The sequence below is a fragment of the Pseudomonas sp. 2848 genome (assembly GCF_003253945.1).
Lineage (GTDB): Bacteria > Pseudomonadota > Gammaproteobacteria > Pseudomonadales > Pseudomonadaceae > Aquipseudomonas.
Window position 1 is genome coordinate 801,573 of sequence record NZ_QKZD01000001.1, and the last position, 23,411, is coordinate 824,983.

A 23,411-nucleotide genomic window follows, 5' to 3' on the forward strand; every position below is an offset into this window, starting at 1 on the left:
GCCGTATGGGGAATGGGTAATCGGATGTCTTCCTTGTTTTGGAGTCAGGGCTTGAGGATGGAAAAGTTGTGGCTGAATGTGAAGGCATTCGAAGTGGCGTTTTCGCTATTTTTTGCTTGCGCCCTCTATGCCGTCTGGAGCATTCAGTTTGGCACCGCGGCAGGTGGTGTCGTCGGAGGGGCGGGGTCGGACTCATTTATCATTGTCGATCGAATAAACCATACTTCGCATTGGGCTTGGTATTACCAAAGTTACCTTTCTCAAGTCGGTGGGCAAGGTGTCCTGTTGGCAGGCTTGTTTAAGCTTCTGAATGCTTTAGATGTCGCCTACTTTGCGTTGCTTTCATCCAATGTCTTTGCGCTGCTGACGGCATTGAGTGTCTCGGTTGCGGTGCCCTTCATATACCGGAATGTTGGTTTTTTCGGTGTGTTGCTGGTGTTCGTGCTCTTTGCGTCTTCGCGATGGATGTATTCGTTTGCCTACTCGCTGTACTGGGTGCTGTTCACCTTGATATTGCCACTGACGTACTCCATTGCGTGTGGTGGCATGATGGGCGCCGGCCGACGGCCCCGGCATCTGTTTCTGCTCGGTCTGGCATTCATCGTGTTTCTCAAGTCGATATGTGGCTACGAATACATCACTACGCTCACGATTCTTGCCTGCGCCGGCTATGTGGTTTCAACCGTGCAGAGCAAGCAGGGAATCTGCTTGCGTTCCATGATTTGGATTTTTGCTGCCTGCCTGGCAGGGTTCTCGGTCGCTTTCCTGCTGCATCTGGTCCAACTCTATGCCATCCACGGCTGGGACGGTGTACATCATATCTTCGGTCGAATACTCATGCACTCGGGCGGGGATGGTGCGGCGGGTAGAGCGGATATTTTGCTCGGTCGCCTGCAGCTCGAAGGCGGAATGCAGGCTGCTATCGACAAGCTGTCGACCGATTTGCAAGGGCATCAGTTACTGTTCTTCTGGCTGAGTTTTGTCCAGTACTTCTCAATCGATGCGTTGAGTCTGTTCTCCGTTAAACTGAGCTTTGGCGTTTTTTCGATATTGAGTGGCTTGGCGGCTCTTCGCTGTGTGTATGTACTGATAAAACGTGGGGCAGGCCAGGCTATTCCCGTTGATTACCCTTGGGCTTTGGCAGCCTTTCTGGCTCTGCTTGCCGCATTGTCTTGGCAGGTATTGGCATGGAAACACATGACCATTCACTACCATTTGAATGGCTTGGTGTTTTTTGTCGGTATCGTTCCCTTGTCCTCCCTCTGGTTGCTGATGTTCATCAAGCAGGCATTTGGTTGTTCGTGGGTTGGGCCGGATGTGCGCTACGTGCTATTTGCTTTGTTGGCGATCGTGCCAAGCGCGCTCTTGATCGGGCAACAGTGGGCGCATGTTGAAGCGCAGGCGCGACAATTGCAGTTCTTGGCGGGCAACCCGGGTGTTGAGTTTGTGAAAGGTCGTCTGGACAAACTGGAGGTCCAGGCGATGCCTAGAGGCATGACAGGAATAGAGATCCCAAGGGGGTTAGGTCTCGCATCGACACGTATCGTCGTTGGGGGCTGGGCGTTTTCGTCGGTTGCACCGGCCGAGATTGAGGTCAAGGTCAAGGGGGTGATGGTCAAGCGCTTGGTGCCGGACGGTCATCGTGCCGATGTCGCCAGGATCTACCCAGAGGGGCCTGTAAACACAGGATATATGTTGAGCACCGTGGTGCCGTCCGACATCGACCTCCAAGATGTGGAGGTCTGGGTGGTGGACGCCCTTGGCAATCGGCTGGAGCTCACGAAGCGAGGCTGATGTCAAAATGCATACCATACGATACCGATAACTGTCGCGGTGGTGAGAGCGATAGACCTTTAAATGTTCACAAGAACGCATGTGGATAGGATTGCGCAGCGTTCTAGAGATGGAAAACGAGATGAGTTCAATGGAAGTTGCGCCTGCTGTAAAGGCGTCTTGGCAAGTACCTGCTTACCAGCCTGTGTTCTGGAGCGGTCGCAAGCATGGCTACTGCGTGGTGATTCCCGTTATCAACGAAGGCGCACGCATCCAGAATCTGCTGGCTCGCATGAAAGCAGTGGGGATCGACGATCAGGCCGATATCATCATCGTCGATGGTGGCAGTACCGATGGCTCGCTCGAACCGTCTTTGCTTCAGGCCAACGGTGTCGCGGGTCTGTTGCTCAAGACCGCCCCAGGCAAATTGAGCGCGCAATTGCGTTGCGCCTATGCGTTCGCACTGGAGCAGGGCTATCACGGTATCGTCACCATCGATGGCAATGACAAGGATGACCCGGATGCCATTCCGCAATTTCTGAAGGCGCTGTCCGAAGGTGTCGATTTCGTCCAGGCCTCGCGTTACCTGGCCGGTGGTGTGGCGGAAAACACGCCGGCGTCGCGTGACCTGGCGATTCGCTTGATCCATGCACCGATGTTGAGCCTGTTTTCCGGCTTCAAGTGGACCGATACCACGCAAGGGTTCCGGGCCTATAGCCGCAAGATGCTGCTCGACCCTCGCGTGGCGCCGTTCCGTGATGTGTTCTCCACGTACGAGCTGTTGGCTTATCTGTCCTATCGAGCGCCGAAGTTGGGCTTCCAGTGTGTGGAGCTACCGACCGTTCGGCGTTATCCGAAGGGGGAGGTGCCGACCAAGATCAGCAGCGTCAAGGGTAATCTCTCGGTGCTGGGCGTCTTGTTCAAGGCCTGCTTTGGTGGCTATAACGCCTGAACCTGGGGCTGTCTTGTCGGCGAGCAGTCCTGTGTGCTGGGGCCCAAAGATAAGGGCCACCCGCGATAATCTCGAATGAAGATCAACCAATGAAATCGAAAGCCATGGTTTCCACCATCGCTGCTGGAGCACCGACACGCCTCTGGCAATTGCTGCTGTTGTTCGCCCTTGGGGTGGTATTGCTGTATCTGCGTAACCCAGACACGCTGATCAACCCTGTCATATATGCCGAAGATGGGACATGGACGGCTCTGGCCCTGCGCGAGGGTTGGTGGAGTGCATTTGTGCATTCCCGAACGGACTACTTTGTTTTCTTCAATACACTGGTGCTGTTGTTGGGATCGGGGCTGAGCGAACTGGTGACGGGTAATTCGCTTGCCTGGTTGCCCCAGGCAATTGCGTTTTTCGCCTTCTCGTTCCTGTCGGTTCTGGCGACGCTAACCTTTTTGACAGTTCGTAATGTCAGTAGCGCGCTGCTGGGCACCATGGCGTTTCTGGGGGTATTGCTGCTCCCTATGGGCGGCACGCAAAACGAGATTCTTGGCCGTTCGTTGCAGTTGGGCTTCTACATGCCCTTGCTGGCCATCCAGTTGCTTTACTGGCGCAGTCAGCGCCCTGGGCTGGCGGTTCTGTTGGCGCTGGATGTTCTGCTGGTGTTGTGCGTGGCGACCAACCCCGTGGTTCTGGCGTTGTGCTTTGGCTACATGGCGCTGGATTTCTTGCGTGATCGGCGTCTGTTGCCAGCGATGCAGCGTAACTTTTCGCTGCTGATTCCCTTGTTGATTTTCACGTGCTTCCTGCTACCACGCATGGGAGGCAAGGGCGGCGTCACGGCTGAATTCGTTGCTGCCAACCTGATCGAAGCCTTGATTGGCCGTTCTTTGCTGTATCCACTGATATTCCCCTGGTACAGCGGATTGTCCAATCTTCTGGCAGTCGGGTTGTTCCTGCTGTTGCTGGTGTTCGTGATCACTGCCTACGTCAGGGCTCGCACGCCAGCTGCCAGGACGTTGATCCTCTTGCTCTCGTTTGCCTTGGTTACCTACACCGTGGCGACCATTGCCATGCGCCCGGGGCTGACGTCGTTTCTCTCGAATTACCGCATCACATTCCCTGACCGATACTTCATGGGGATCAACCTGCTGATGCTGGTTCTATTCGTGGTGTCGGCCGGACAATACTTGGCCCAGCAAGGATGGATGCGGCGTTTGGGCATGGGGCTGCTGACCGCGCTGACCCTTGTGTATGCGTGTTCCCCCGGCAGCATTTTCGAATGGTCCGCGAGCAAGCTGCCCATCAGGAAAGAATTTACCTTCGCCGAGCAGCTGTGCCTGAGCACTCCGATACCAGGGACTGACAATGTCCAAGTCCAGGTTTATCCGCTACCGAACTGGAAAATGGTGGTGCCCGCACAACGTGTCGACAAGGCTGATTGCCCTGCCTCGCTCGATGCATCGGCAGGGTATGTGGCTACCGTCAGCGGCGAGCCGGTTCAGGTCAATCATCTGGCTCCAACCCAGGACCACGAATACCGCGTCAATGGCGTCGACCCTTATGTCGTGTTCAAACTGTCCAGCCCCGTCGAGGCGGCAGACATCAGCCGTTTGACCTTCGACTTCTACTGCCAGTCGCCTCAACCTGCCGATCAGGTGCTCGCGCAGTTGTTCTGGAGAACGCAGGATGAAGGATTCTCTGCGGCGAGGAACATCGTATTCGCGGCGCGCCAAGGCAAGAACTTCATCGACGTGAGCCGCTTCAGGGAGTGGGCTTCGCCGGCGGCGCTTACCCAGGTTCGTTTCGACCTGATCAAGCCTGGCGACTGCGAGGTCATTCGCATCGATGAGCTGGCGCTGGGCAGTAGCCATTTAGTACCAGGCAAATAGTCAATCGGAGTAGGTCAGTGCCGATGGAGTTGTACGATATCGGCACTGGTTTTCTTTTGTAAAACAAATGCATAGGTGTTTCTTGGCGTCAGGTTTCCTGGGCGTCTAGGTTTTCATCGCAGCGATGGAAAAGCTGTCGATGATTACTTAACCAAGGAGCACCCTTCATGCGTAACACTGTACTGTCCTATTTCATGCTTCCGCTGCTTGCGGCGGCTTCATCTTCCCTGAGCGCCGCTCCGGCGTCGGCGGTGCCCACGCCTGCCGCGATTGTCAGTGAAATTCCCAGCATACTTGATTTGAACACTGCAGACGCCGGCAGCCTGCAAAGCGCACTGATAGGGATCGGCAAGTCCAAAGCCCAGGCGATTATCGACTACCGCGAAGAACATGGTGCTTTCGCCTCGGTAGACGAGTTGCTGGAGGTCAAGGGCATAGGTCAAGCCTTGCTGGACCGCAATCGAGATCGCTTGACCGTCGGCAACTGAGCAGATAAGGCCGCGAGCAAGAGGCGTAGCAACGCCTCTTGCCGCTGGATGATGCTGGAGTATCGGGCGTTCCTTCGCTTCAGCGGTCCTGCGCTTCCTTGGCATCCATTTCTGCATTGCGCTCATGGACTTTCTTCAGCTGTTCCTCGGTCAAGGGCAGCTTTTTCGCTGTGTCGCGCAGCATCATCAACCCGCCGATGATCGAGCCGAGGGCTATGATCAATATCAACCAGGCATACCAAGGCATGGGGGTTCTCCTTGCAGATCAGGGAAGCGTGGCGCTCATGACGTTCGAGCACCTGCGCCTGCGGTTGGTTCCAGTATAGGAGCGGCCTGCGGGTGGGCCAAATCTCGCGACCCGCGGCAGCCAAGTGCGCCCCACTTCGTTTACAATGCGCGCCGTTTACGACTTGCCAAGAGACCCTGCCCATGTCCGCCTGCCAGACGCCCCTGATCGTCGCCCTGGATTTCCCCACCCGTGACGCCGCCCTGAAGCTGGCCGACCAGCTCGACCCCGCCCTGTGCCGGGTCAAGGTGGGCAAGGAACTGTTCACCAGCAGCGCCTCGGGTATCGTCGAAACCCTGTGCAGCAAGGGTTTCGAAGTGTTCCTCGACCTCAAGTTCCACGACATCCCCAACACCACTGCCATGGCGGTCAAGGCTGCGGCCGAGATGGGCGTGTGGATGGTCAACGTGCACTGCTCCGGTGGCCTGCGCATGATGTCGGCGTGCCGCGAAGAGCTGGCCAAGCGTAGCGGTCCGCAGCCGCTGCTGATAGGCGTGACCGTGCTGACCAGCATGGAGCGCGAGGACCTGGCAGGAATCGGCCTGGATGTCGACCCGCAGGAGCAGGTGCTGCGCCTGGCAGCGTTGGCGCAGAAGGCCGGTATGGATGGCTTGGTGTGCTCGGCGCTGGAAGCGCCGGCACTGAAGGCAGCGCACCCGTCGCTGCAACTGGTGACCCCGGGTATTCGCCCGGCGGGCAGTGCCCAGGATGACCAGCGTCGGATTCTGACTCCGCGTCAGGCACTGGACGCCGGTTCCGACTACTTGGTGATTGGCCGCCCGATTAGCCAGGCGGCGGATCCAGCCAAGGCGTTGGCTGCTGTGGTGGCCGAAATCCGCGGTTGAGTCGAGGGACTGTGGGAGCGGGCTTGCCCCGCGATGGTGTCAGCCCAGGCAATCGCCATTGCGGGGCAAGCCCACAAACCTGTCTGCGCCTGAGCGCAGCCCGCAATGATCAGACCTTCAGCACCAACTTGCCGAAATTCTCCCCGCTGAACAGCTTGAGCAGCGTCTCGGGGAAGGTTTCCAGCCCCTCCACCACATCCTCCTTGCTCTTCACCTTGCCGCTGGCCAGCCAGCCGGCCATCTCCTGCGCGGCCTTGCCGTACTCCTTGACGTAGTCCATCACCACGAAGCCTTCCATCCGCGCGCGGTTGACCAGCAGCGCCAGGTAGTTGGCCGGCCCCTTGACTGCCTCTTTGTTGTTGTACTGGCTGATGGCGCCGCAGATCACCACTCGGGCCTTGAAGTTCAGGCGCGACAGCACCGCGTCGAGGATGTCGCCACCGACGTTGTCGAAGTACACATCCACGCCTTTGGGGCATTCGCGCTTGAGCCCGGCGAGCACGTCTTCGGCCTTGTAGTCGATGACCCCGTCGAAGCCCAGTTCATCCAGCAGGTACTGGCACTTCTGCGCGCCACCGGCAATGCCGACCACGCGGCAACCCTTGAGCTTGGCGATCTGCCCGGCAATGCTGCCGACCGCGCCGGCGGCGCCGGAGATCACCACGGTTTCGCCGGCTTTGGGCTGGCCGACATCGAGCAGGGCGAAGTAGGCGGTCATGCCGGTCATGCCAAGTGCCGACAGGTAGCGCGGCAGGGGGGCCAGGCGCGGGTCTATCTTGTGCAGGCCCTGAGGTTCGCCGGTGAAGAAGTCCTGCACGCCGAGGGCGCCACTGACATAATCACCGGGTTTGTAGTCGTGGTGCCTGGAACTGATCACTTCGCCAACACCAAGTGCACGCATCACCTGACCCAGGCCGACGGGCGGGATATACGACTTGCCCTCGTTCATCCAGCCGCGCATGGCCGGGTCTAGCGATAGGTAGAGGTTTTTCACCAGAACCTGGCCCTCACCGGGCTCCTCGGCAGTAGTTTGCTCATAGGTGAAGTCGTCGCGGCGCACGGCGCCGATCGGGCGTTTGGTAAGCAGGAAACGGCGGTTGGGCTGGTTCATGGTAGCTCTCGCTGCAATTCTGGGAAGCGTTGTTGATACGGGGGCGTCTACCAGACTGCAAGCCACGAAACTCTGCTGAATGACAAAGGATGCGCCTGGTTGATAACCCATATGAAGATTGCCAAGAATAGCCCTGCTGTTACGGTTGGCGAGCAGTCATTCGGGCGGCGGAGATTGTAATTGGCCATTGTTCCTGGTGCTTTGCGCTCTGTAGAATGCGCCGGCGCATTTTTGGCCTGATAAGTAGGCCGCATGGTCCAAATGGATGACGTTGGGCCGCCTCTCCTGTTTTCCGATGTAACCGATGCTGAACCTTGGCCAGTGCCCGTGCGCCATATCCCAGGCAGGGCCGAGCCTGCCGTGGACCCACTGGCGTCCAGGCATCCGCAGCGTTCAGCTTCAAGTAACTTTACAAGGCGATGTGAATGTCGGATTTCTCAAGTAAACGCATGATCGGGCTCGATGTGGTCCGCGCGGCGGCGATCATGATGGTGTTGATCAGCCATTTGCGACAGACGCTCAAGGTGCCGGATGACTGGATGTCATTGACCTTTGGTGGTTGGTACGGCGTTGAACTGTTCTTTGTATTGTCTGGCTTTCTGATCGGCACCATCCTCATTCGCGAATATGACAAAGGACTGACCCTCGGTTCGTTGGGGCGGTTCTGGTTTCGCCGCTGGATGCGAACGCTCCCGGTCTACTTCGCCGCCTTGTTGTATGTCTGGATCAAATACGACTGGTTCCATATCAGTTACCTAGTCTTCCTGCAGGTGCCGTTGACCAACTCTTCGCAAGTACTTCCTGTAGCCTGGTCACTGGCCGTCGAGGAATGGTTCTACCTGTGCTTCCCGGTGGCCTTGATGGCGCTGACGTTCATCCGCAAGAGGCCGGTATTGCTTCAGGTGACCTTGCTCTTCATCGCCGTGCCGTTGGCCTATCGCATTGGGCAATATACGGGGCTGTACCGGGGTGGGGACTACCGCGGCAACACCTTCCGCTTCGACTCGATTGCAATCGGCGTGCTGCTGGCCTACCTGATGGCGAGCGAGGTATGGCGCAAGCGCTTGTTCGACAGCAAGAACAAGGTCTATCTGCTGGCAGGTGTGTTCTTGGCATTCGAGCTCATCCGGGTCAACTGGAAGGCGTTCGGCCTGGCGGCTCCGCTGCCGCTACCTACCTGGTACCTGACGGTTTCGTTCACGGTCACAGGTGTTTCCGCCGCGTTCATCGTAGCGGCGTTCTACATGGCTGAAATCCGCCTGCCGAAGAACATCGAAGCCCTAGTCGGTTATGTCAGCACGGTCAGCTACAGCGTTTATATCTGGCACTTGCTGTTCCTTGGCGCGGTGCTCCGAGAGCTGTCCCAAGGCAAGGGCATCATGCTGTATCTGCTGACGATGATTGCCATGCTGGTTTTGGCTTACGTGCCCTACATGTTGATCGAGCGACCTTTCATGAGCTTGCGTGATGCCATCACTGAGCGAATGAAGGTGCGCGCCACAAAAGCCGTGGCCTTGTCCTGAAACCTGTGCCGGGGCGCTCGACATAATCACCGGCAACGATGACCGTCCAACCGCTCCCCTGATGATGCTGCCCACCCGGACGCTGTGCTGACTAGACTCAGCCGCGTCTTTCCAGCCTTTTCAGGAGCCAGTGATGAGCATGATTTTCTCCGGCCAGGTTGCTCTGGTCACCGGTGGCGCGGCGGGTATAGGCCGGGCGACGTCCCAGGCCTTCGCCGCCGAAGGCCTCAAGGTAGTGGTCGCCGACCGCGACGCGGTCGGCGGCGAGGCCACGGTGGCGCTGATCCGCCAGGCAGGCGGCGAGGCGGTGTTCGTGGCCTGCGACGTGACTCAGGAGCGCAACGTACGCCAGCTGCATGAGCAGGTCATCCAGGCCTATGGCCGGCTCGACTACGCCTTCAACAATGCCGGCATCGAAATCGAGAAGGGGCGATTGGCCGAGGGCAGCGAGGCGGAGTTCGACGCGATCATGGGTGTCAACGTCAAGGGCGTCTGGCTGTGCATGAAGTACCAGCTGCCCCTGCTGCTGGCACAGGGCGGCGGCGCCATCGTCAACACTGCCTCGGTGGCCGGCCTGTCGGCGGCGCCGAAGATGAGCATCTATGCGGCGTCCAAGCATGCGGTGATCGGCTTGACCAAGTCGGCGGCCATCGAGTACGCGAAGAAAGGTATCAGGGTAAATGCGGTGTGCCCGGCGGTGATCGATACCGACATGTTCCGTCGCGCCTACGAGGCCGACCCGCGCAAGGCCGAGTTCGCCGCGGCGATGCACCCGGTCGGGCGCATCGGCAAGGTGGAGGAGATCGCCAGCGCGGTGTTGTACCTGTGCAGCGATGGCGCGGCGTTCACGACGGGGCACAGCCTGACGGTCGACGGTGGCGCGCTGGCGATCTGACCGAGGCCAGCCACAGCGCCAGTGCCACCGCCGCGCAGCCCAGCAGCAACACACCCCCAAACACGATCAAGGCCAGCCGCGACCCCAGCCGGTCACTGAGCAGCCCGGTGAAGATCACCGGCAGGCTGAACCCCAGGTAGGCCAGCAGGAAGAACCCGGCACTGGCCCGGGTTTTTTCCTGGCCGGCCAACTGATTCACCGCCGCCAACCCGCCCAGGTAGATAAAGCCATAGCAGGCGCTGCTGGCGGCCACGGCGCCCATCAAAACGCCCGGCAGGTTGCCACTGTCAGCGCCCCAGGCCAGCAGCGCGTAGCTGCACGGCAGGATCAGCAGTCCGAGCAAGGTCGCCCGGGCACTGGCCATGCGCCGGGCCAGCGGCTGGAACAGCAGGCCGCAACTGATCACGCAGAAGGTCGAGAACCCCGACCAGGTGCTCAGGCCGTGCTGGCGCAGGATCCCCGGCAGCAGGGCGATGACCAGCCCGACACAGGCCCAGGCCAGCAGGATCGCCAGGCCATAGGCCAGGCTGCCGCTGGGATAGTACGGCAGGCGCAGCATGGCGCTGCGTTGCGTCGGGCGTGGGTCTGGCAGGCGCCAGACCAGCGCGAGGGCAAAGGTGGCGAGCGCCAGTTGCAGATGGAAGCTGCCAGGGGTGAGTGTCGGCCCGCGCAGCAAAAACAGGCTGGTCAGCGCCGCGCCAAGGCCAAAGCCCAGGGAGGTGCTGGCGGTAACCCAGGTCGCGGCGCGGTCACTTTCGCCGGGCCGCATCAGCTCGCTCATGTACGCGGTGGCCGTGGCCGACGCCAAGCCGGTGCCCAGGCCCAGGAACAAGCGCGCCACGCCCAGGGAGGCCAGGCTGGGGGACAGCAGCATGATCAAGGTGGCGATCATCGACAGGGCGAGTGCGACCAGGATCAACGGGCGTCGCCCGACCCGATCGGCCAGGCCGCCGAGGGCCAGCAGCACTGGCAATACGCCGAGCACGTACCCGGAGAAAGCCACGGCGGTCGCTGCGGCGCCTTGCCCGGAGAGATCGGCGTAGGTGATGTACAGCGGGGCCTGGAGATTGACGGCAAGGGTGATCAGGCACAGGGCGAAGGCCAGCAGGGCCGGGGCGTGGCGAGTGGGCATGGGGGATATCCGCAAGATTGATAGCGCCCAGCATCCAATCTAGGGCGGCTGTTCGCCAAGGCACACTCTGCCGCTTTTTGTGCTTAACTGTTTGTCTGAAATCTCCGAACACTTGCCATGCACTTCAATCTTGACCGCAAACTCCCCACCCCGTTGGTCCAGCAACTGACCGACCACCTGCAGGCCTGGATCGAACAGCAGCGCCTGCGTCCCGGAGCTCGCCTGCCGTCGATCCGCGCGCTGGCCAAGGCCCAGGCGGTCAGCGCGTCGTGCGTGATCGAGGCCTACGACCGCCTGGCGGCAAATGGCTGGCTGGAGGCGCGGCATGGCGCAGGCTTTTTCGTCGCCGAGCGCAAGCCAGGCCTGCGCCCCGACCCCGGCGAGCCGTGGGGCGAGGCGATCGACGGCAGTTGGCGGCAGTTTCGCGAAGGGCATGAGCAACTGCTCAAGCTCGGCTGCGGCTGGCTGCCTGTGGCCTGGCGAGCCGAGGCTGAACTGGCCCAGGCCATCCGCCAGGTCAGCCGTGGCGCGCCCGAGGCGCTGTTTGACTACTGCCCGCCCCAGGGGCTGGCGAGCCTGCGCTTGCAACTGCACAAAGGGCTGGCGCGGCTGGATATCGCCGCGGAACCTGAGCGGATCGTCACCACCCAGGGTGCCAGCCATGCCCTCGACCTGCTGGTGCGGACCTTGCTGGCGCCGGGCGACACGGTGCTGGTGGAACGGCCCGGTTACTACAACCTTTACAACCTGCTGCGCCTGCACGGCGTGCGCATGCTCGAGGTGCCGCGCACTGCCAGTGGTCCAGACCTGGCCGTGCTCGAGCAGTTGCTCGCCGAACACCGACCGCGCTGTCTGTTCATCAACAGCCTGTACCAGAACCCGACTGGCACCAGCCTGACGCCCAAGGTCGCCTATCGCCTGCTGGAGCTGGCCCGTGGGCATGACTTGCGGATTGTCGAGGATGATCTCTATGCCGACTTCCAGGACGGACCGGCGACGCGGCTGGCTACCCTCGACAGTGAGCAACGGGTGATCTACCTGGGCAGCTTCTCCAAGACCCTCAGCAGTTCGCTGCGGGTCGGCTATGTGGTGGCCGATCCGCCCTTGGTGGCGCGTCTGGCCGAGCTGAAGATGGTCGCGGGCATCGGCACCTCGCGCTTCGCCGAGCAGGTGGTCGGGCAGATGCTCGCCAATGGCGGCTATCGCAAGAGCGTGCAGCGTCTGCGGTTGCGCCTGGGCCAGCACCGGGCCAGGACGTTGCGGCAGCTGGAGGCCTGCGGCTGGGAGGTGTTCTGCGAGCCGGTCGGCGGCATGTTCGTCTGGGCCCGGGTGCCCGGGCGCGACTTTGCCGAGCTCGAGCGGCGGGCGCTGGAGCATGCCGTGTTGCTCACCCCGGGCAGCGCCTTCGATCCGCACGGCCGGGCCAGTGACTGGCTGCGCATCAATGTCGCCTATGGGCAGGATTCTCGGGCCGAGGCGTTCTTTCGGCATGCGGGGCGACCTCCGGCGGTCTGAAAGCGACAGGCTCATAGCTAAATGACACCGTTGGCGCGTCTGGCTCTTGTGACGGAGTCGGCGCCATTGTCACTCTTGCTGTCGGTAAAGTCCGACAAGGCGAGGGGATTGGTGATGGCTGCGACCAAGCACGGTGTACTGGCCAATCTGGGCATGGCACGCAAGCTCGGCCTGGGCTTCGCCCTGGTGTTGCTGCTCACTCTGGTGGTGGCTGCCATCGGTGTGTACGCCCTGGCCAATGTCGGCCAGCGCTTCGATGGGCTGCGGCAGATGGCTCAGTTCAATACCGACCTGTTGAAGCTGCGCCAGCACGAACAGGCCTTCGCCCTGCGCTCGGACATCAAGGAGGCCGATGCCCTGCGCACGGGGCTGCAGGGGCTGGTGGAGCGGGCCCGGGCCGTGCCAGCACTGGCCTCGACCGAGGCCGATCTGAATGCCTATGGGCAAGCTTTCGACCAGTTCGTCCAGGCGGTGCAGGCCAAGGAGCTGGCCCTGGACATGGCCAGCTGGTCGGTATCGAGTGTGGCCAACAACCTCGATGTGCTGCAGGCCGGCCTGGCCGATGATGGCACCTATACCCTCAAGCAGTCCCAGGGGCAGCAGGGTGGTGAGTTCCTGGAACAGGCCGGGCAGGTGGCGCAGGTGTCGCGGCTGATGCTGCAGGCCATGGACGAGGCCCGGGTGCGCCTGGACCAGAGCCGCAAGGGCGGTGAAGCCAGCGCCGAGGGCCGCATCGCCCAGACCGTCGAAGCGGCGACCCTGGTCGACCAGCTCAAGGTTTCGGTCGCCGACGCTGGCTACCAGAGCGTGCTGGGCGAAGTGGCCGGGCATATCGGCAGTTTCTCCGAAAAGCTCAACGAGTACACCGACCTGCTGGGCCAGGAGCGGGGTATCAAGGATCAGTTGCAGGCGCGTGCCGAGCAGGTCACCGCGCGCGTCGACCAGGTGTATGCCGATCAGGAGCAGGCCATGCAGGCCGAACTGGCACGCAACGCCGTCGCCATTACTGCGGCCACGGCGCTGGCACTGCTGGTAGGCGTGCTGGCGGCCTGGCTGATCACCCGCGCCGTGGTCGCGCCGCTCAAGCGGGTGATCAGCCGGGCCCGGCGCATTGCCGCAGGCGAACTGGGCATCGAGGCCGAGCCGCCGCGTGCCGACGAGGTCGGCCAGCTGTTGCAGGCCATGCAGCAGATGGCCGAAGGCTTGTCCGGCATCGTCAGTGGCTTGCAGCAGGGTATCGACCAGTTGGCCGGTAGCGCCCAGGCCTTGTCGGCGGTTACCGAGCAGACCAACCGCGAAGTCGGTAGCCAGAAGGACGAGACCGAGCAGGTGGCCACCGCCATGCAGCAGATGACCGCGACCGTGCACGATGTGGCGCGCAACGCCGAGCAGGCAGCCCAGGCGGCCCAGGCTGCCGACGACAAGGTCGGGTCAGGGCAGCAGGTGGTGCGTCAGAGCATGCAGCGCATCGAGCAACTGGCGCTGGCCGCTGAAACCGCCAGCAGTGGCATCGACAGCCTCAGCGCCGAGATCCATACCATCGGTGACGTGCTTGAGGTGATCAAGAGCGTGGCCGAGCAGACCAATCTGCTGGCGCTCAATGCCGCGATCGAGGCGGCGCGTGCCGGGGAGCAGGGGCGCGGGTTCGCGGTGGTGGCTGACGAGGTACGTGCCCTGGCCCGGCGTACCCGGCAATCCACCGAGGAGATCGAGCGCCTCGTTGCCAGCTTGCGCGGCAATGCCCAGCAGTCGGTGATGCAGATCCGCGGCAGCACCGAGCTGGTGCGCCTGGCGGTGGCCGACACGCTGCAGACCGAGAGCGCCCTGGGCAGCATCGCGGCGGCGGTGTCGCTGATCCAGCAGATGAACCAGCAGATCGCCGCGGCGGCCGAGCAGCAGAGCTCGGTGGCCGAGGAGATCAGCCGCAGCGTCACGCAGATTCGCGGCAGCGCCGACCAGGCGGCACTGGCGATGGAGGACAATGCCCGTTCAAGCGTAGAGCTGGCGCAACTGGGCAATGACCTGAAGGGAATGGTGGGGCATTTCCGCTTGTGAATGCCTGTGCTTGTCTCAGTCTTTGCGCGGGCTGAGTATGAGCAAGGTCAGCACCCCCGCCACGATCCCCCAGAACGCCGAGCCGATCGAGAACAGGGTGAAGCCCGAGGCTGTGACCATGAAGGTGATCAGGGCCGCTTCGCGCTCGCGCACCTCGCCCATGGCCACGCTCAAGCCGTTCATGATCGAACCGAACAGCGCCAACGCCGCGATCGACAGCACCAGCTCCTTGGGCAGGGCGCCGAACAGCGCCGCCAGTGTGGCGCCGAAGGTGCCGGCGATACCGTAGAAGATCCCGCACCAGACCGCCGCCGTGTAGCGCTTGGCCGGGTCTTCATGGGCATGTGGCCCGGTGCAGATCGCCGCGCTGATCGCCGCCAGGTTGATCCCGTGGGAGCCGAACGGCGCCAGCAGCAGCGAAGCGAAGCCGGTGGCCGAGATCAGCGGCGAAGCCGGCACCGGGTAACCGTCGGCGCGCAGCACAGCGACGCCTGGCATGTTCTGCGAGGTCATGGCCACCACGAACAGCGGGATGCCGATGCTGATGGTCGCCGCCAGCGAGAAGCTCGGCGTGGTCCACACCGGGGTTGCGACTTCCAGCTGGAAGCCGCTGAAGTCCAGCAGCCCCAGGGCGCCGGACAGCGCGGTGCCGATCAGCAGCGCGGCCAGCACGCAATAACGCGGCGACAGGCGCTTGACCAGCAGGTAGCTGAAGAACATGCCCAGCACCAGCACCGTGCGGTGCTGGGCGGCAACGAAGATCTCGCTGCCGATCTTGAACAGGATACCGGCCAGCAGGGCCGATGCCAGGGAGGCGGGAATGCGCCGTACCAGGCGTTCGAAGCTGCCGGTCAGGCCGCAGATCAGCACCAGCACGGCGCAGGTGATGTAGGCGCCGATCGCTTCGCCGTAGCTCACCCCGCCGAGGCTGGTGATCAGCAGCGCCGCGCCGGGCGTCGACCAGGCCACGGTGATCGGCGTGCGGTAGCGCAGCGACAGGCCGATGCTGCACACTGCCATGCCGATCGACAGGGCCCAGATCCATGAGGAAATCTGTGCGCTGGTAAGACCGGCCGCCTGGCCGGCCTGGAACATCAGCACCAGCGAGCTGGTGTAGCCGGTGAGCATGGCGATAAAGCCGGCGACGATCGCCGACGGCGAGCTGTCCGCCAGCGGCCGCAGGCGCGCTGAGGTGGCATCGGTCATAGGGAATTCCTTGTGCAGGTGTAAGCAGTTTTTTCAGGCTACCGTGCCATGGCGTGATCCTTGCCATACAGCAGGCATTGCATTTAGCCGTACAGTCGCCAACTATGAGGCATTACTACGCAACTGCGTGAGAGGGGAGGGGCGATGTACAAGGTGTATGGGGATTACCAGTCGGGCAACTGCTACAAGGTCAAGCTGATGCTGAGCCTGCTCGACCGCCCGTATGAGTGGCACCCGGTGGACATTCTCAAGGGTGAGACGCAAACCCCCGAGTTCCTGGCCATGAACCCCAACGGCAAGGTGCCGGTGCTCAAGCTCGAGGACGGCACCTGCCTGTGGGAGTCCAACGCGATTCTCAACTACCTGGCCGATGGCAGCGAGTTCCTGCCCAGCGAGCCACGGTTGCGCACCCAGGTGCTGCAATGGCAGTTCTTCGAACAGTACAGCCATGAGCCGTACATTGCCGTGGCGCGGTTCATCCAGTTCTACCTGGGGCTGCCGCAAGAGCGACTGGAGGAGTACAGGGGGCTGCACAAGGGCGGCTACAAGGCGCTCAAGGTGATGAACAAGCAGCTGGAAATGACGCCTTACCTGGTCGGGGAGCAGTACTCGATCGCCGACGTGGCGTTGTACGCCTATACCCATGTGGCGCACCAGGGCGGCTTCGACCTAGCGGCTTATCCGGCGGTGCAGGCCTGGTTGGCGCGGGTGGCCAGTCATCCTCGGCATGTGCCGATGGTGGATTGACCGGCCTTATCGCGGGGCAAGCCCGCTCCCACGCAGACCCGCCCCATGGGTTCTGGCTTGCGTGGGAGCGGGCTTGCCCCGCGATGGCGATCTGTCAGACCGCCGCGAAACGCTTGTCCAGGTAGGCAATGATGTCCTTGGACTCGTACATCCAGGTCACCTCGCCTTGTTCCTCGATCCGCAGGCACGGCACTTTCACCCGGCCACCGCCTTCAAGCAGCGCCTGGCGGTGCTGCGTATCATTCTTCGCATCGCGCAGCGCCACCGGCACATTGAGGCGGTGCAGGGCGCGGCGGGTCTTCACGCAGAAGGGGCAGGCATGGAACTGGTACAGCGCAAGGCCCTTGGCCTGCTGTTCGACCTGGGCCTGGGCCGCGGCATCGCGCTTCTTTTTCGCCGGACGGCTGATCCAGTCGCCGAACACGATAAGCTGGCCGAGGCCGACCCGCAGGGCTTTGACGATCATGGGCAACTCCTGAAATGAAAAAGCCGACCCCAGAGGGTCGGCTCGGAACACTGGCCGATCACTTGATCAGGCTGAGGAACTCGCTGCGTGTGGCGGCGTTCTCGCGGAACTCGCCGAGCATCACCGAGGTGAGCATGGTCGAGTTCTGCTTTTCGACACCGCGCATCATCATGCACATGTGCTTGGCCTCGATCACCACCGCCACGCCTGCGGCGCCGGTCACCTGCTGCACGGCCTCGGCGATCTGGCGGCTGAGGTTTTCCTGGATCTGCAGGCGGCGGGCGTACATGTCGACGATCCGCGCCACCTTCGACAGGCCCAGCACCTTGCCCTTGGGCAGGTAGGCCACGTGGGCCTTGCCGATGAACGGCAGCATGTGGTGTTCGCACATCGAATACAGCTCGATATCCCGGACCAGCACCATTTCGCTGTTGTCGGAGGTGAACAACGCGCCGTTGGTCACTTCTTCCAGGGTTTGCTCATAACCGCGGCAAAGGTACTTCATGGCCTTCGCTGCCCGCTTGGGCGTGTCGAGCAGGCCTTCGCGGGAGACATCCTCGCCGATCTGGCTGAGGATCGCGGTGTAGTTCTGTTCCAGGGACATGGATCTACCTGTGGAAAATTTCGCAAAGACGAAGGGTACGGCGGCGACGGCGGCGCTGCAAGCGCGATGTCACTCGTCGCGGCCTTCGAGCATGGTTCGCTTGAGCATCACGTAGACCGCGCCGGTGCCGCCGTGGCGGGCCTGGCACGAGGTGAAACCGAGCACCTGCGGGTGCTGGCGCAGCCAGGTGTTGACGTGGCTCTTGATCATCGGGCGCTTGCCGTCCAGGCGCGCGGCCTTGCCGTGGGTGACCCGCACGCAGCGCACTTCCAGCTTGGTCGCTTCGGCGATGAAGGCCCACAGCGTCTCGCGGGCCTTCTCGACGCTCATGCCGTGCAGGTCAAGGCTGCCCTCGAAGGCGATCTGGCCGAGCTTGAGCTTGCGCAGCTGGGTTTCCTGCACGCCGTCACGCCGCCACATCAGCTCATCCTCGGCGCCGACATCGATGACGAACTGGTCGGACAGGCCGTCGATCACCAGCGTCTGGTCGCTGCGGATGGTCGCCGCCTGGCGCAGGCCTGCCAGCTGCTTGCGGTCGGCCTTGGGTTTGCCGACTTCGGCGCGATCGTGCTTGATTGGCTTGACGCCCTGCACTTGGCTGCGGAAGAGGGAAAAGTCGTCGTCTTGCATGGTGCCTCCACGTGGGCGGCGTAGTTTACGCGACTGTCATCGCGGGGCAAGCCTGGCCCCGTGCTCGGCGCGTCAGTCGTGCTTCTTCATCAGGTGCGGCGACAGGTTCAGTTCGCGCCCGCGGCGCAGGCGGATACGGCTGCGCCGCCACAGGCGCACGCCGAAGTACAGCAGGGTCAGGCCGACAATGGTCAGGACCGCCGACAATGGCCGGTTGGCATTGAGTTCGGCCAGGGCGGCGTAGTTGCCCAGCAAGCCGGCGAAGCCGGCCATGGCCAGCAGGATGCCCAGGGTGGCCAGCAGCACCGAGAGTGCCGCGGCGATACGCGCGCCCCAGTTGCTCGGCTCGCGCTGGCGCAGGCGCTTCGCATCGAAACTGCCTTTGAGCTTCATTCGAATTCCTCAGGATCGGGTGGTGCTGATCCGGATTTCGACCTGCGGGTCACCTTGGGGTTCCGCCCGTCCGCCGGGCGGTCGTGGTTCAGACCAGGCTGGTGGTGGGGGCGACACAGGCGAAGTTGTCGGCCATCACGGCCATCTCGCACTGGTGGATCTGCGCGGCGGGGATCACGGTGTCCTTCAGGGCCAGGTCACGGGTCGCCGACGCATCTTCGACCAGGGTGCAGCGATAACCATAGTCCTTGGCACGGCGCACGGTGGTGCTGACGCTGGAATGGCTCATGAAACCGCAGACGATCAGGTCCAGCGGGCCGAAGGCCTGCAGGGTCTCGTGCAGCTTGGTGTTCTTGAAGGCGTTGGGCATGCGCTTCTCGATCACCACCTCGCCTTCGCGCGGCTCCAGCCCGGGAATGAACTCGCCGGCCGGGCCCTGCGGGTCGAAGCGACCGCCAACGGTGCCGAGGTGGCGGACATGGATGATCGGGCGGCCAGCCTTGCGGGCGGCGTCGAGCAACCTGGCAATGTTCGCCACGGCCTCGTCCATGCCCGACAGCGCCAGCGGACCGCTCAGGTACTCCTTCTGCGCATCGATGACGATCAGGCTGGCTTGGCTCAGCTTGGCCGGCGGGTAGTCGCGGCCAGTGAGGCGGAACATCGTGGTTGGAACGGACATCAAGGGCTCCTTGGGTAGGGCTTTTGTGTACCTATTCTCCCTTGCCTTGGCGCCAATGTGAATGGTTGACAGTGCAGGCGGCATGGTTACTGGCTTGTGGCTATCCATTCGGCCATCGGAGGGAACATTTGTGCGGTGTGGGCTGTTAGACTTTTGTCCTGTCTGAAAAGGAGTACCCCGTGATCACATCCCGCCTGCGCACCCTGCGCGACCATATCCGCTGGGCGGTCAGCCGCTTCCATGAGCATGAACTGTTCTTTGGCCACGGCGCCGACAATGCCTGGGACGAGGCCCGCCTGCTGGTGCTCGGCGCGGTGCACCTGCCCTGGGAGGTGGCCGACAGCTATCTGGACTGCGCACTCGAGGATGATGAGCGGGTACGCCTGCAGCACTTGCTCAAGCGTCGCATCGAAGAACGCGTGCCGACCGCCTACCTGCTGGGTGAGGCTTGGTTCTGCGGCATGTCGTTCATCGTCGACGAACGCGTGCTGGTACCGCGCTCGCCCATCGGCGAGCTGATCGAGAAGCGCTTCGAGCCTTGGCTGGCCGCCGAGCCTGCGCGCATCCTCGACCTGTGCACCGGCTCCGGCTGCATCGGCATCGTGGCCGCCGATGTGTTCCAGGGCGCCGAGGTGGTACTGGCCGACCTGTCGTTCGACGCGCTGGCGGTGGCCAACCAGAACATCGAACGCCATGGCCTGGAGGAGCGTGTGTACACCGTGCAGGGCGATGGCTTCGCCGGGCTGCCGGGGCAGCGCTTCGACCTGATCCTGTCCAACCCGCCGTATGTCGATGCCGAGGACTTCGGCGACATGCCGGCCGAGTATCACCACGAGCCCGAACTGGGCCTGGCCTGCGGCAACGATGGCCTGGACCTGGTGCGGCGGATGCTGGCCGAGGCTGCCGACCACCTGACCGACAAGGGCCTGATGATTGTCGAGGTGGGCAACAGCCAGGTGCACGTCGAGTCGCTCTATCCCGAGGTGGACTTCGCCTGGCTGGAGTTCGAGCGCGGTGGGCACGGGGTGTTCATGCTGACGGCCGAGCAGTGCCGGCAGCATCAGGAGCTGTTCAAGGCGCGGGTCTGACTGCGCGCCCGTTCCCACAGGATGAATGCAATCTCTGTGGGAGCGGACTTGCCCCGCGATGGCCTTATCAGCGGGTGGCGATCCAGATCAGCAAACCGGCCTGGAACACAGCGAACGCCACCAGGCAGGTGATGGTAAAGCGCAGCCCGCTGTCTTCGCGGCGGTACTTGGCCACGCGTTCGTCACGCTCGCGCAGTTGCGCTTCCTTCTCCATCAGGTTCTGCTCGGCCTGTTGCAGCATGCCGGCCGCCTCGAGGTTGTCCACGCGCTGCACCTTCTCGGTGTTCCAGCCGCCCTTGAGCTGGCCCACCGGCGTTTCCACCAGGCGCCCCTTGAGCAACTGCCCATCGGTGTATTCCACCTCCAGGCCGACGCTGCGCAGCACATGGTCGCGGCGCAGACGGGTGTCTTCGTTCAGGGCGTCCTTGTTCGGCAGGCTCATGCCTTCGATCTGGTAGTGCGAGCAGCGGTGCTGCAGCCATTGCACCGCCTGCGCCAGCAGGTAGCGGCCAACACCACGGTTGAGGGGCTCGAGCTGCAGGCCGGCCGGGTCGCCGATGCGCACCGTGCGCGTTTCGTGGTCGACACGGATGTCCAGCTGGTTCTGTTCTTTGCGCACCTTCTGCCCAGGCAGACGGATTTCCATGCGCAGCAGGCTGTGGGCCTTGTCGTGGCGCTCGGCGTAGCCGAACTGGACGAAGCGCAGCGGGCGGGCGCCGCTGTTGCGGTCGGTCGGCATCGGCGCCAGGCGCAGCAGCTGGAAGTGCTCGGCGGCAAGGTCCGCCCAGGGCTGCGGGGCGCTTTCCGGCGCTTGTTCTTCGGTCGCCTCGGCGGCGGGGGCATCGGTCATCAGGGGTTTTCCTCAGGTGCACGGCGGCCGGGCGCGTGGGCCGCGGATCACTGCCTTCTCAGCCGCGTTATCGGCAGGCCTGGGCAATACCTGAGGGCAGGTCTCAGGCCTGCGGCAACCCTTGGATGAACAGGACGATGCGCTCGCCCAGCTCACGCGCCAGCGGCAGCTCGGGGTTGCGGTAGCTGTCACGCTGCTGGCTCATGTCCCGGGGGCTGATGCGCAGCACGTGGTTCATGCCGTCGATCAACGCCAGTTGCGCGTCGGGTTTGGCTGCCTTGAGGCGCTCGGCATCGGCCACCTCTACCTGGATGTCGTTGCGCCCCTGGACGATCAGCGCCGGCACCTTGAGCCGGGCGAAGGCCGCCGCCGGGTCTTGGTGCAGCAAGGTGATCAGGTACGGCTGCACGCTGGGGCGGAACACCTGGCGCAGCGGCGCGGGAACGTCGAGGCTGGTCTGTCCGGCCTGCAACCGGTCGATCAGCGCCACGCCAGCGGGCAATTGCGCCGGCGGCAGGCGCTGGGCCAGTTGCTCGCGCAGCACGTCGGCCACCGGCCTACCGCTGCCGGCCAGGGTGATCACCGCGCTGGCGCCGGCCTGCTCCGCGGCGAGGCTGGCGATCAGTGCGCCTTCGCTGTGGCCGACCAGGATCAGCGGGCCGAAGCGTGGGTCCTGTTTGAGTGCGCGGCCCCAGGCCACCACGTCGGCGACATAGCGCTCGACGCTGAGGTCACGTTCATCGGGGGTGGCCGGCTGGCTGGCGGCCACGCCGCGCTTGTCGAAGCGCACGCTGGCAATGTGTTCGCCTGCCAGCAGCAAGGCCAGGCGCTTGAGGTTGTCGAGGCGTCCTGAGGCTGGGTTGTTGCCATCGCGGTCGGTAGGGCCGGAGCCGGCGATGATCAGCACCACCGGGGGTGGCGTGGCCTGCTGGGGCAGCAGCAGGCTGCCGTGCAGCACGCCCTGGCCGGTGTCCAGGTCGATGGGGCGTTGCAGCACGGTGGGGGCGGCCTGGGCGAGGCTGGTACAAAGCAGCAGGAGCAGGGCGGCGAGGCGCGACTTCATGGGCGGGGTACTAGGTGGGAAGGTGATCATTCGACCTTGGCTGATCCTGAAGGTTCGCGAGCCACACTCACGCGGTTTTCCGTATACTGCCGCTTTCGTTCACTTCAGGCTGATTCGCGGAGCGTCCATGTCCGGCAATACCTACGGCAAGCTGTTCACTGTCACCACCGCAGGCGAAAGCCATGGCCCGGCGTTGGTCGCCATTGTCGACGGCTGCCCGCCAGGCCTGGAAATCTCCCTTGCGGACCTGCAGCACGACCTCGACCGGCGCAAGCCCGGCACCAGCCGGCACACCACCCAGCGCCAGGAACCGGACGAAGTGGAGATCCTCTCCGGCGTGTTCGAAGGCCGTACCACCGGCTGCTCGATCGGCCTGCTGATTCGCAACACCGACCAGAAGTCCAAGGACTACTCGTCGATCAAGGACCTGTTCCGCCCGGCCCACGCCGACTACACCTACCACCACAAGTACGGCATCCGCGACTACCGTGGCGGTGGCCGCAGCTCGGCGCGCGAAACCGCCATGCGCGTGGCGGCCGGCGCCATCGCCAAGAAGTACCTGGCCACCCAGGGCATCCGCGTGCGCGGCTACATGAGCCAGCTCGGGCCGATCGAGATCCCGTTCAAGACCTGGGACTCGGTGGAGCAGAACGCCTTCTTCAGCCCCGATCCGGACAAGGTGCCGGAGCTTGAGGCCTACATGGACCAGCTGCGCCGCGACCAGGATTCGGTGGGGGCGAAGATCACCGTGGTCGCCGAAGGCGTGATGCCGGGCCTGGGCGAGCCGATCTTCGACCGCCTCGATGCCGAGCTGGCCCATGCCTTGATGAGCATCAACGCGGTCAAGGGTGTGGAGATCGGCGCCGGTTTCGCCAGTGTCGCCCAGCGCGGCACCGAACACCGTGACGAGATGACGCCCGAGGGCTTCCTCAGCAACAACGCCGGCGGCATCCTCGGCGGCATTTCCTCGGGCCAGCCGATCGTCGCCCACCTGGCGCTCAAGCCGACCTCGAGCATCACCACCCCGGGCCGTTCCATCGACGTCGATGGCAACCCAGTGGAGGTGATCACCAAGGGCCGTCACGATCCTTGCGTCGGCATCCGCGCCACGCCGATCGCCGAGGCGATGATGGCCATCGCCTTGATGGATCACCTGCTGCGCCACCGGGCGCAGAATGCCGAGGTAAGGGTCAACACCCCGGTGCTGGGCCAGCTCTGACAGTCCCG

General features: G+C 63.1%; 23 protein-coding genes and 1 pseudogene. 13 read left to right on the forward strand and 11 right to left on the reverse strand.

Annotation, left to right across the window (positions count from 1 at the left end):
• Positions 1-57: 57 nt before the first annotated feature.
• The 4 genes from DFS21_RS03735 (at position 58) to DFS21_RS03750 (ending at position 5,096) form a co-directional block, all read left to right on the forward strand.
• Complete coding sequence (locus DFS21_RS03735) at positions 58-1,794, forward strand: hypothetical protein (protein WP_146603131.1); 1,737 nt, start codon at positions 58-60, stop codon at positions 1,792-1,794.
• Positions 1,795-1,915: 121 nt separating this feature from the next.
• The gene (locus DFS21_RS03740; RefSeq protein WP_111531864.1) at positions 1,916-2,725 is read left to right on the forward strand and encodes a glycosyltransferase family 2 protein; all 810 of its coding nucleotides are present in this window, start codon (positions 1,916-1,918) and stop codon (positions 2,723-2,725) included.
• An 89-nt stretch (positions 2,726-2,814) separates the two neighbouring features.
• On the forward strand, positions 2,815-4,608 hold the full coding sequence (locus DFS21_RS03745; RefSeq protein ID WP_111531865.1) for a hypothetical protein: 1,794 nt from the start codon (positions 2,815-2,817) through the stop codon (positions 4,606-4,608).
• Positions 4,609-4,775: 167 nt separating this feature from the next.
• On the forward strand, positions 4,776-5,096 hold the full coding sequence (locus tag DFS21_RS03750) for a ComEA family DNA-binding protein (protein ID WP_111531866.1): 321 nt from the start codon (positions 4,776-4,778) through the stop codon (positions 5,094-5,096).
• A gap of 79 nt (positions 5,097-5,175) precedes the next feature.
• On the opposite strand, the gene DFS21_RS03755 is transcribed toward DFS21_RS03750, so the two are convergent.
• On the reverse strand, positions 5,176-5,343 hold the full coding sequence (locus DFS21_RS03755) for a DUF2897 family protein (RefSeq protein WP_111531867.1): 168 nt from the start codon (positions 5,341-5,343) through the stop codon (positions 5,176-5,178).
• A 182-nt stretch (positions 5,344-5,525) separates the two neighbouring features.
• On the opposite strand from DFS21_RS03755, the gene pyrF reads away from it, so the two are divergent.
• Positions 5,526-6,227, forward strand: a complete 702-nt coding sequence (pyrF, locus tag DFS21_RS03760) for an orotidine-5'-phosphate decarboxylase (RefSeq protein WP_069017485.1) — start codon at positions 5,526-5,528, stop codon at positions 6,225-6,227.
• A gap of 109 nt (positions 6,228-6,336) precedes the next feature.
• Here pyrF and DFS21_RS03765 read toward each other — a convergent pair whose 3' ends face one another.
• Complete coding sequence (locus DFS21_RS03765; protein WP_111531868.1) at positions 6,337-7,338, reverse strand: NADP-dependent oxidoreductase; 1,002 nt, start codon at positions 7,336-7,338, stop codon at positions 6,337-6,339.
• Positions 7,339-7,763: 425 nt separating this feature from the next.
• On the opposite strand from DFS21_RS03765, the gene DFS21_RS03770 reads away from it, so the two are divergent.
• Both DFS21_RS03770 and DFS21_RS03775 read left to right on the forward strand, forming a co-directional pair.
• Positions 7,764-8,861, forward strand: a complete 1,098-nt coding sequence (locus DFS21_RS03770; RefSeq protein ID WP_111531869.1) for an acyltransferase — start codon at positions 7,764-7,766, stop codon at positions 8,859-8,861.
• 133 nt (positions 8,862-8,994) lie between these two features.
• Positions 8,995-9,756, forward strand: coding sequence for an SDR family oxidoreductase (locus DFS21_RS03775; protein ID WP_111531870.1), 762 nt, complete (start codon positions 8,995-8,997; stop codon positions 9,754-9,756).
• Here the strand turns inward: DFS21_RS03775 and DFS21_RS03780 are convergent.
• Positions 9,707-10,888 (reverse strand): MFS transporter, encoded by a 1,182-nt coding sequence (locus DFS21_RS03780; protein ID WP_111531871.1) that lies wholly within the window; start codon positions 10,886-10,888, stop codon positions 9,707-9,709. The genes DFS21_RS03775 and DFS21_RS03780 overlap by 50 nt on opposite strands.
• A gap of 117 nt (positions 10,889-11,005) precedes the next feature.
• On the opposite strand from DFS21_RS03780, the gene DFS21_RS03785 reads away from it, so the two are divergent.
• The 3 genes and pseudogenes from DFS21_RS03785 (at position 11,006) to DFS21_RS27200 (ending at position 14,458) form a co-directional block, all read left to right on the forward strand.
• Entirely contained in the window at positions 11,006-12,403 is a 1,398-nt protein-coding gene (locus DFS21_RS03785; protein WP_111531872.1) for a PLP-dependent aminotransferase family protein, read from the forward strand.
• A gap of 969 nt (positions 12,404-13,372) precedes the next feature.
• A pseudogene (locus DFS21_RS27195) lies at positions 13,373-13,600 on the forward strand (HAMP domain-containing protein); the annotation flags it as partial.
• Entirely contained in the window at positions 13,595-14,458 is an 864-nt protein-coding gene (locus tag DFS21_RS27200) for a methyl-accepting chemotaxis protein (RefSeq protein ID WP_371926762.1), read from the forward strand. The pseudogene DFS21_RS27195 and the gene DFS21_RS27200, both read left to right, overlap by 6 nt.
• Positions 14,459-14,473: 15 nt before the next feature.
• On the opposite strand, the gene DFS21_RS03795 is transcribed toward DFS21_RS27200, so the two are convergent.
• A complete protein-coding gene (locus DFS21_RS03795; RefSeq protein ID WP_111531873.1) occupies positions 14,474-15,664 on the reverse strand; it encodes a benzoate/H(+) symporter BenE family transporter in 1,191 nt (396 codons plus the stop codon).
• A gap of 144 nt (positions 15,665-15,808) precedes the next feature.
• Between DFS21_RS03795 and DFS21_RS03800 the strand changes: the two genes are divergently transcribed.
• Positions 15,809-16,411, forward strand: a complete 603-nt coding sequence (locus tag DFS21_RS03800; protein ID WP_111531874.1) for a glutathione S-transferase family protein — start codon at positions 15,809-15,811, stop codon at positions 16,409-16,411.
• 94 nt (positions 16,412-16,505) lie between these two features.
• Here the strand turns inward: DFS21_RS03800 and DFS21_RS03805 are convergent, their stop codons facing one another.
• The 5 genes from DFS21_RS03805 to DFS21_RS03825 all read right to left on the reverse strand — a co-directional run bounded on the left by DFS21_RS03805 (position 16,506) and on the right by DFS21_RS03825 (position 19,183).
• Complete coding sequence (locus DFS21_RS03805; protein WP_110698103.1) at positions 16,506-16,877, reverse strand: glutathione S-transferase N-terminal domain-containing protein; 372 nt, start codon at positions 16,875-16,877, stop codon at positions 16,506-16,508.
• A gap of 58 nt (positions 16,878-16,935) precedes the next feature.
• Complete coding sequence (gene folE / locus DFS21_RS03810) at positions 16,936-17,481, reverse strand: GTP cyclohydrolase I FolE (protein ID WP_023631546.1); 546 nt, start codon at positions 17,479-17,481, stop codon at positions 16,936-16,938.
• A gap of 69 nt (positions 17,482-17,550) precedes the next feature.
• Positions 17,551-18,111: a Smr/MutS family protein gene (locus DFS21_RS03815; protein ID WP_023631547.1), complete on the reverse strand. Its 561-nt coding sequence runs from the start codon at positions 18,109-18,111 to the stop codon at positions 17,551-17,553.
• 72 nt (positions 18,112-18,183) lie between these two features.
• A complete protein-coding gene (locus DFS21_RS03820) occupies positions 18,184-18,504 on the reverse strand; it encodes a hypothetical protein (protein WP_110698106.1) in 321 nt (106 codons plus the stop codon).
• Positions 18,505-18,592: 88 nt separating this feature from the next.
• Entirely contained in the window at positions 18,593-19,183 is a 591-nt protein-coding gene (locus tag DFS21_RS03825; RefSeq protein WP_031315653.1) for a cysteine hydrolase family protein, read from the reverse strand.
• Between the two features lie 179 nt (positions 19,184-19,362).
• Here DFS21_RS03825 and prmB point away from each other — a divergent pair, with 179 nt between their 5' ends.
• Complete coding sequence (gene prmB / locus DFS21_RS03830; protein ID WP_110698108.1) at positions 19,363-20,271, forward strand: 50S ribosomal protein L3 N(5)-glutamine methyltransferase; 909 nt, start codon at positions 19,363-19,365, stop codon at positions 20,269-20,271.
• 67 nt (positions 20,272-20,338) lie between these two features.
• On the opposite strand, the gene DFS21_RS03835 is transcribed toward prmB, so the two are convergent.
• Both DFS21_RS03835 and DFS21_RS03840 read right to left on the reverse strand, forming a co-directional pair.
• Entirely contained in the window at positions 20,339-21,121 is a 783-nt protein-coding gene (locus tag DFS21_RS03835) for a hypothetical protein (RefSeq protein ID WP_110698109.1), read from the reverse strand.
• A 103-nt stretch (positions 21,122-21,224) separates the two neighbouring features.
• Positions 21,225-22,184 (reverse strand): alpha/beta hydrolase, encoded by a 960-nt coding sequence (locus DFS21_RS03840; RefSeq protein WP_110698112.1) that lies wholly within the window; start codon positions 22,182-22,184, stop codon positions 21,225-21,227.
• Positions 22,185-22,311: 127 nt separating this feature from the next.
• On the opposite strand from DFS21_RS03840, the gene aroC reads away from it, so the two are divergent.
• Positions 22,312-23,403, forward strand: coding sequence for a chorismate synthase (gene aroC / locus DFS21_RS03845; protein WP_110698114.1), 1,092 nt, complete (start codon positions 22,312-22,314; stop codon positions 23,401-23,403).
• The last annotated feature ends 8 nt before the right edge of the window (positions 23,404-23,411 follow it).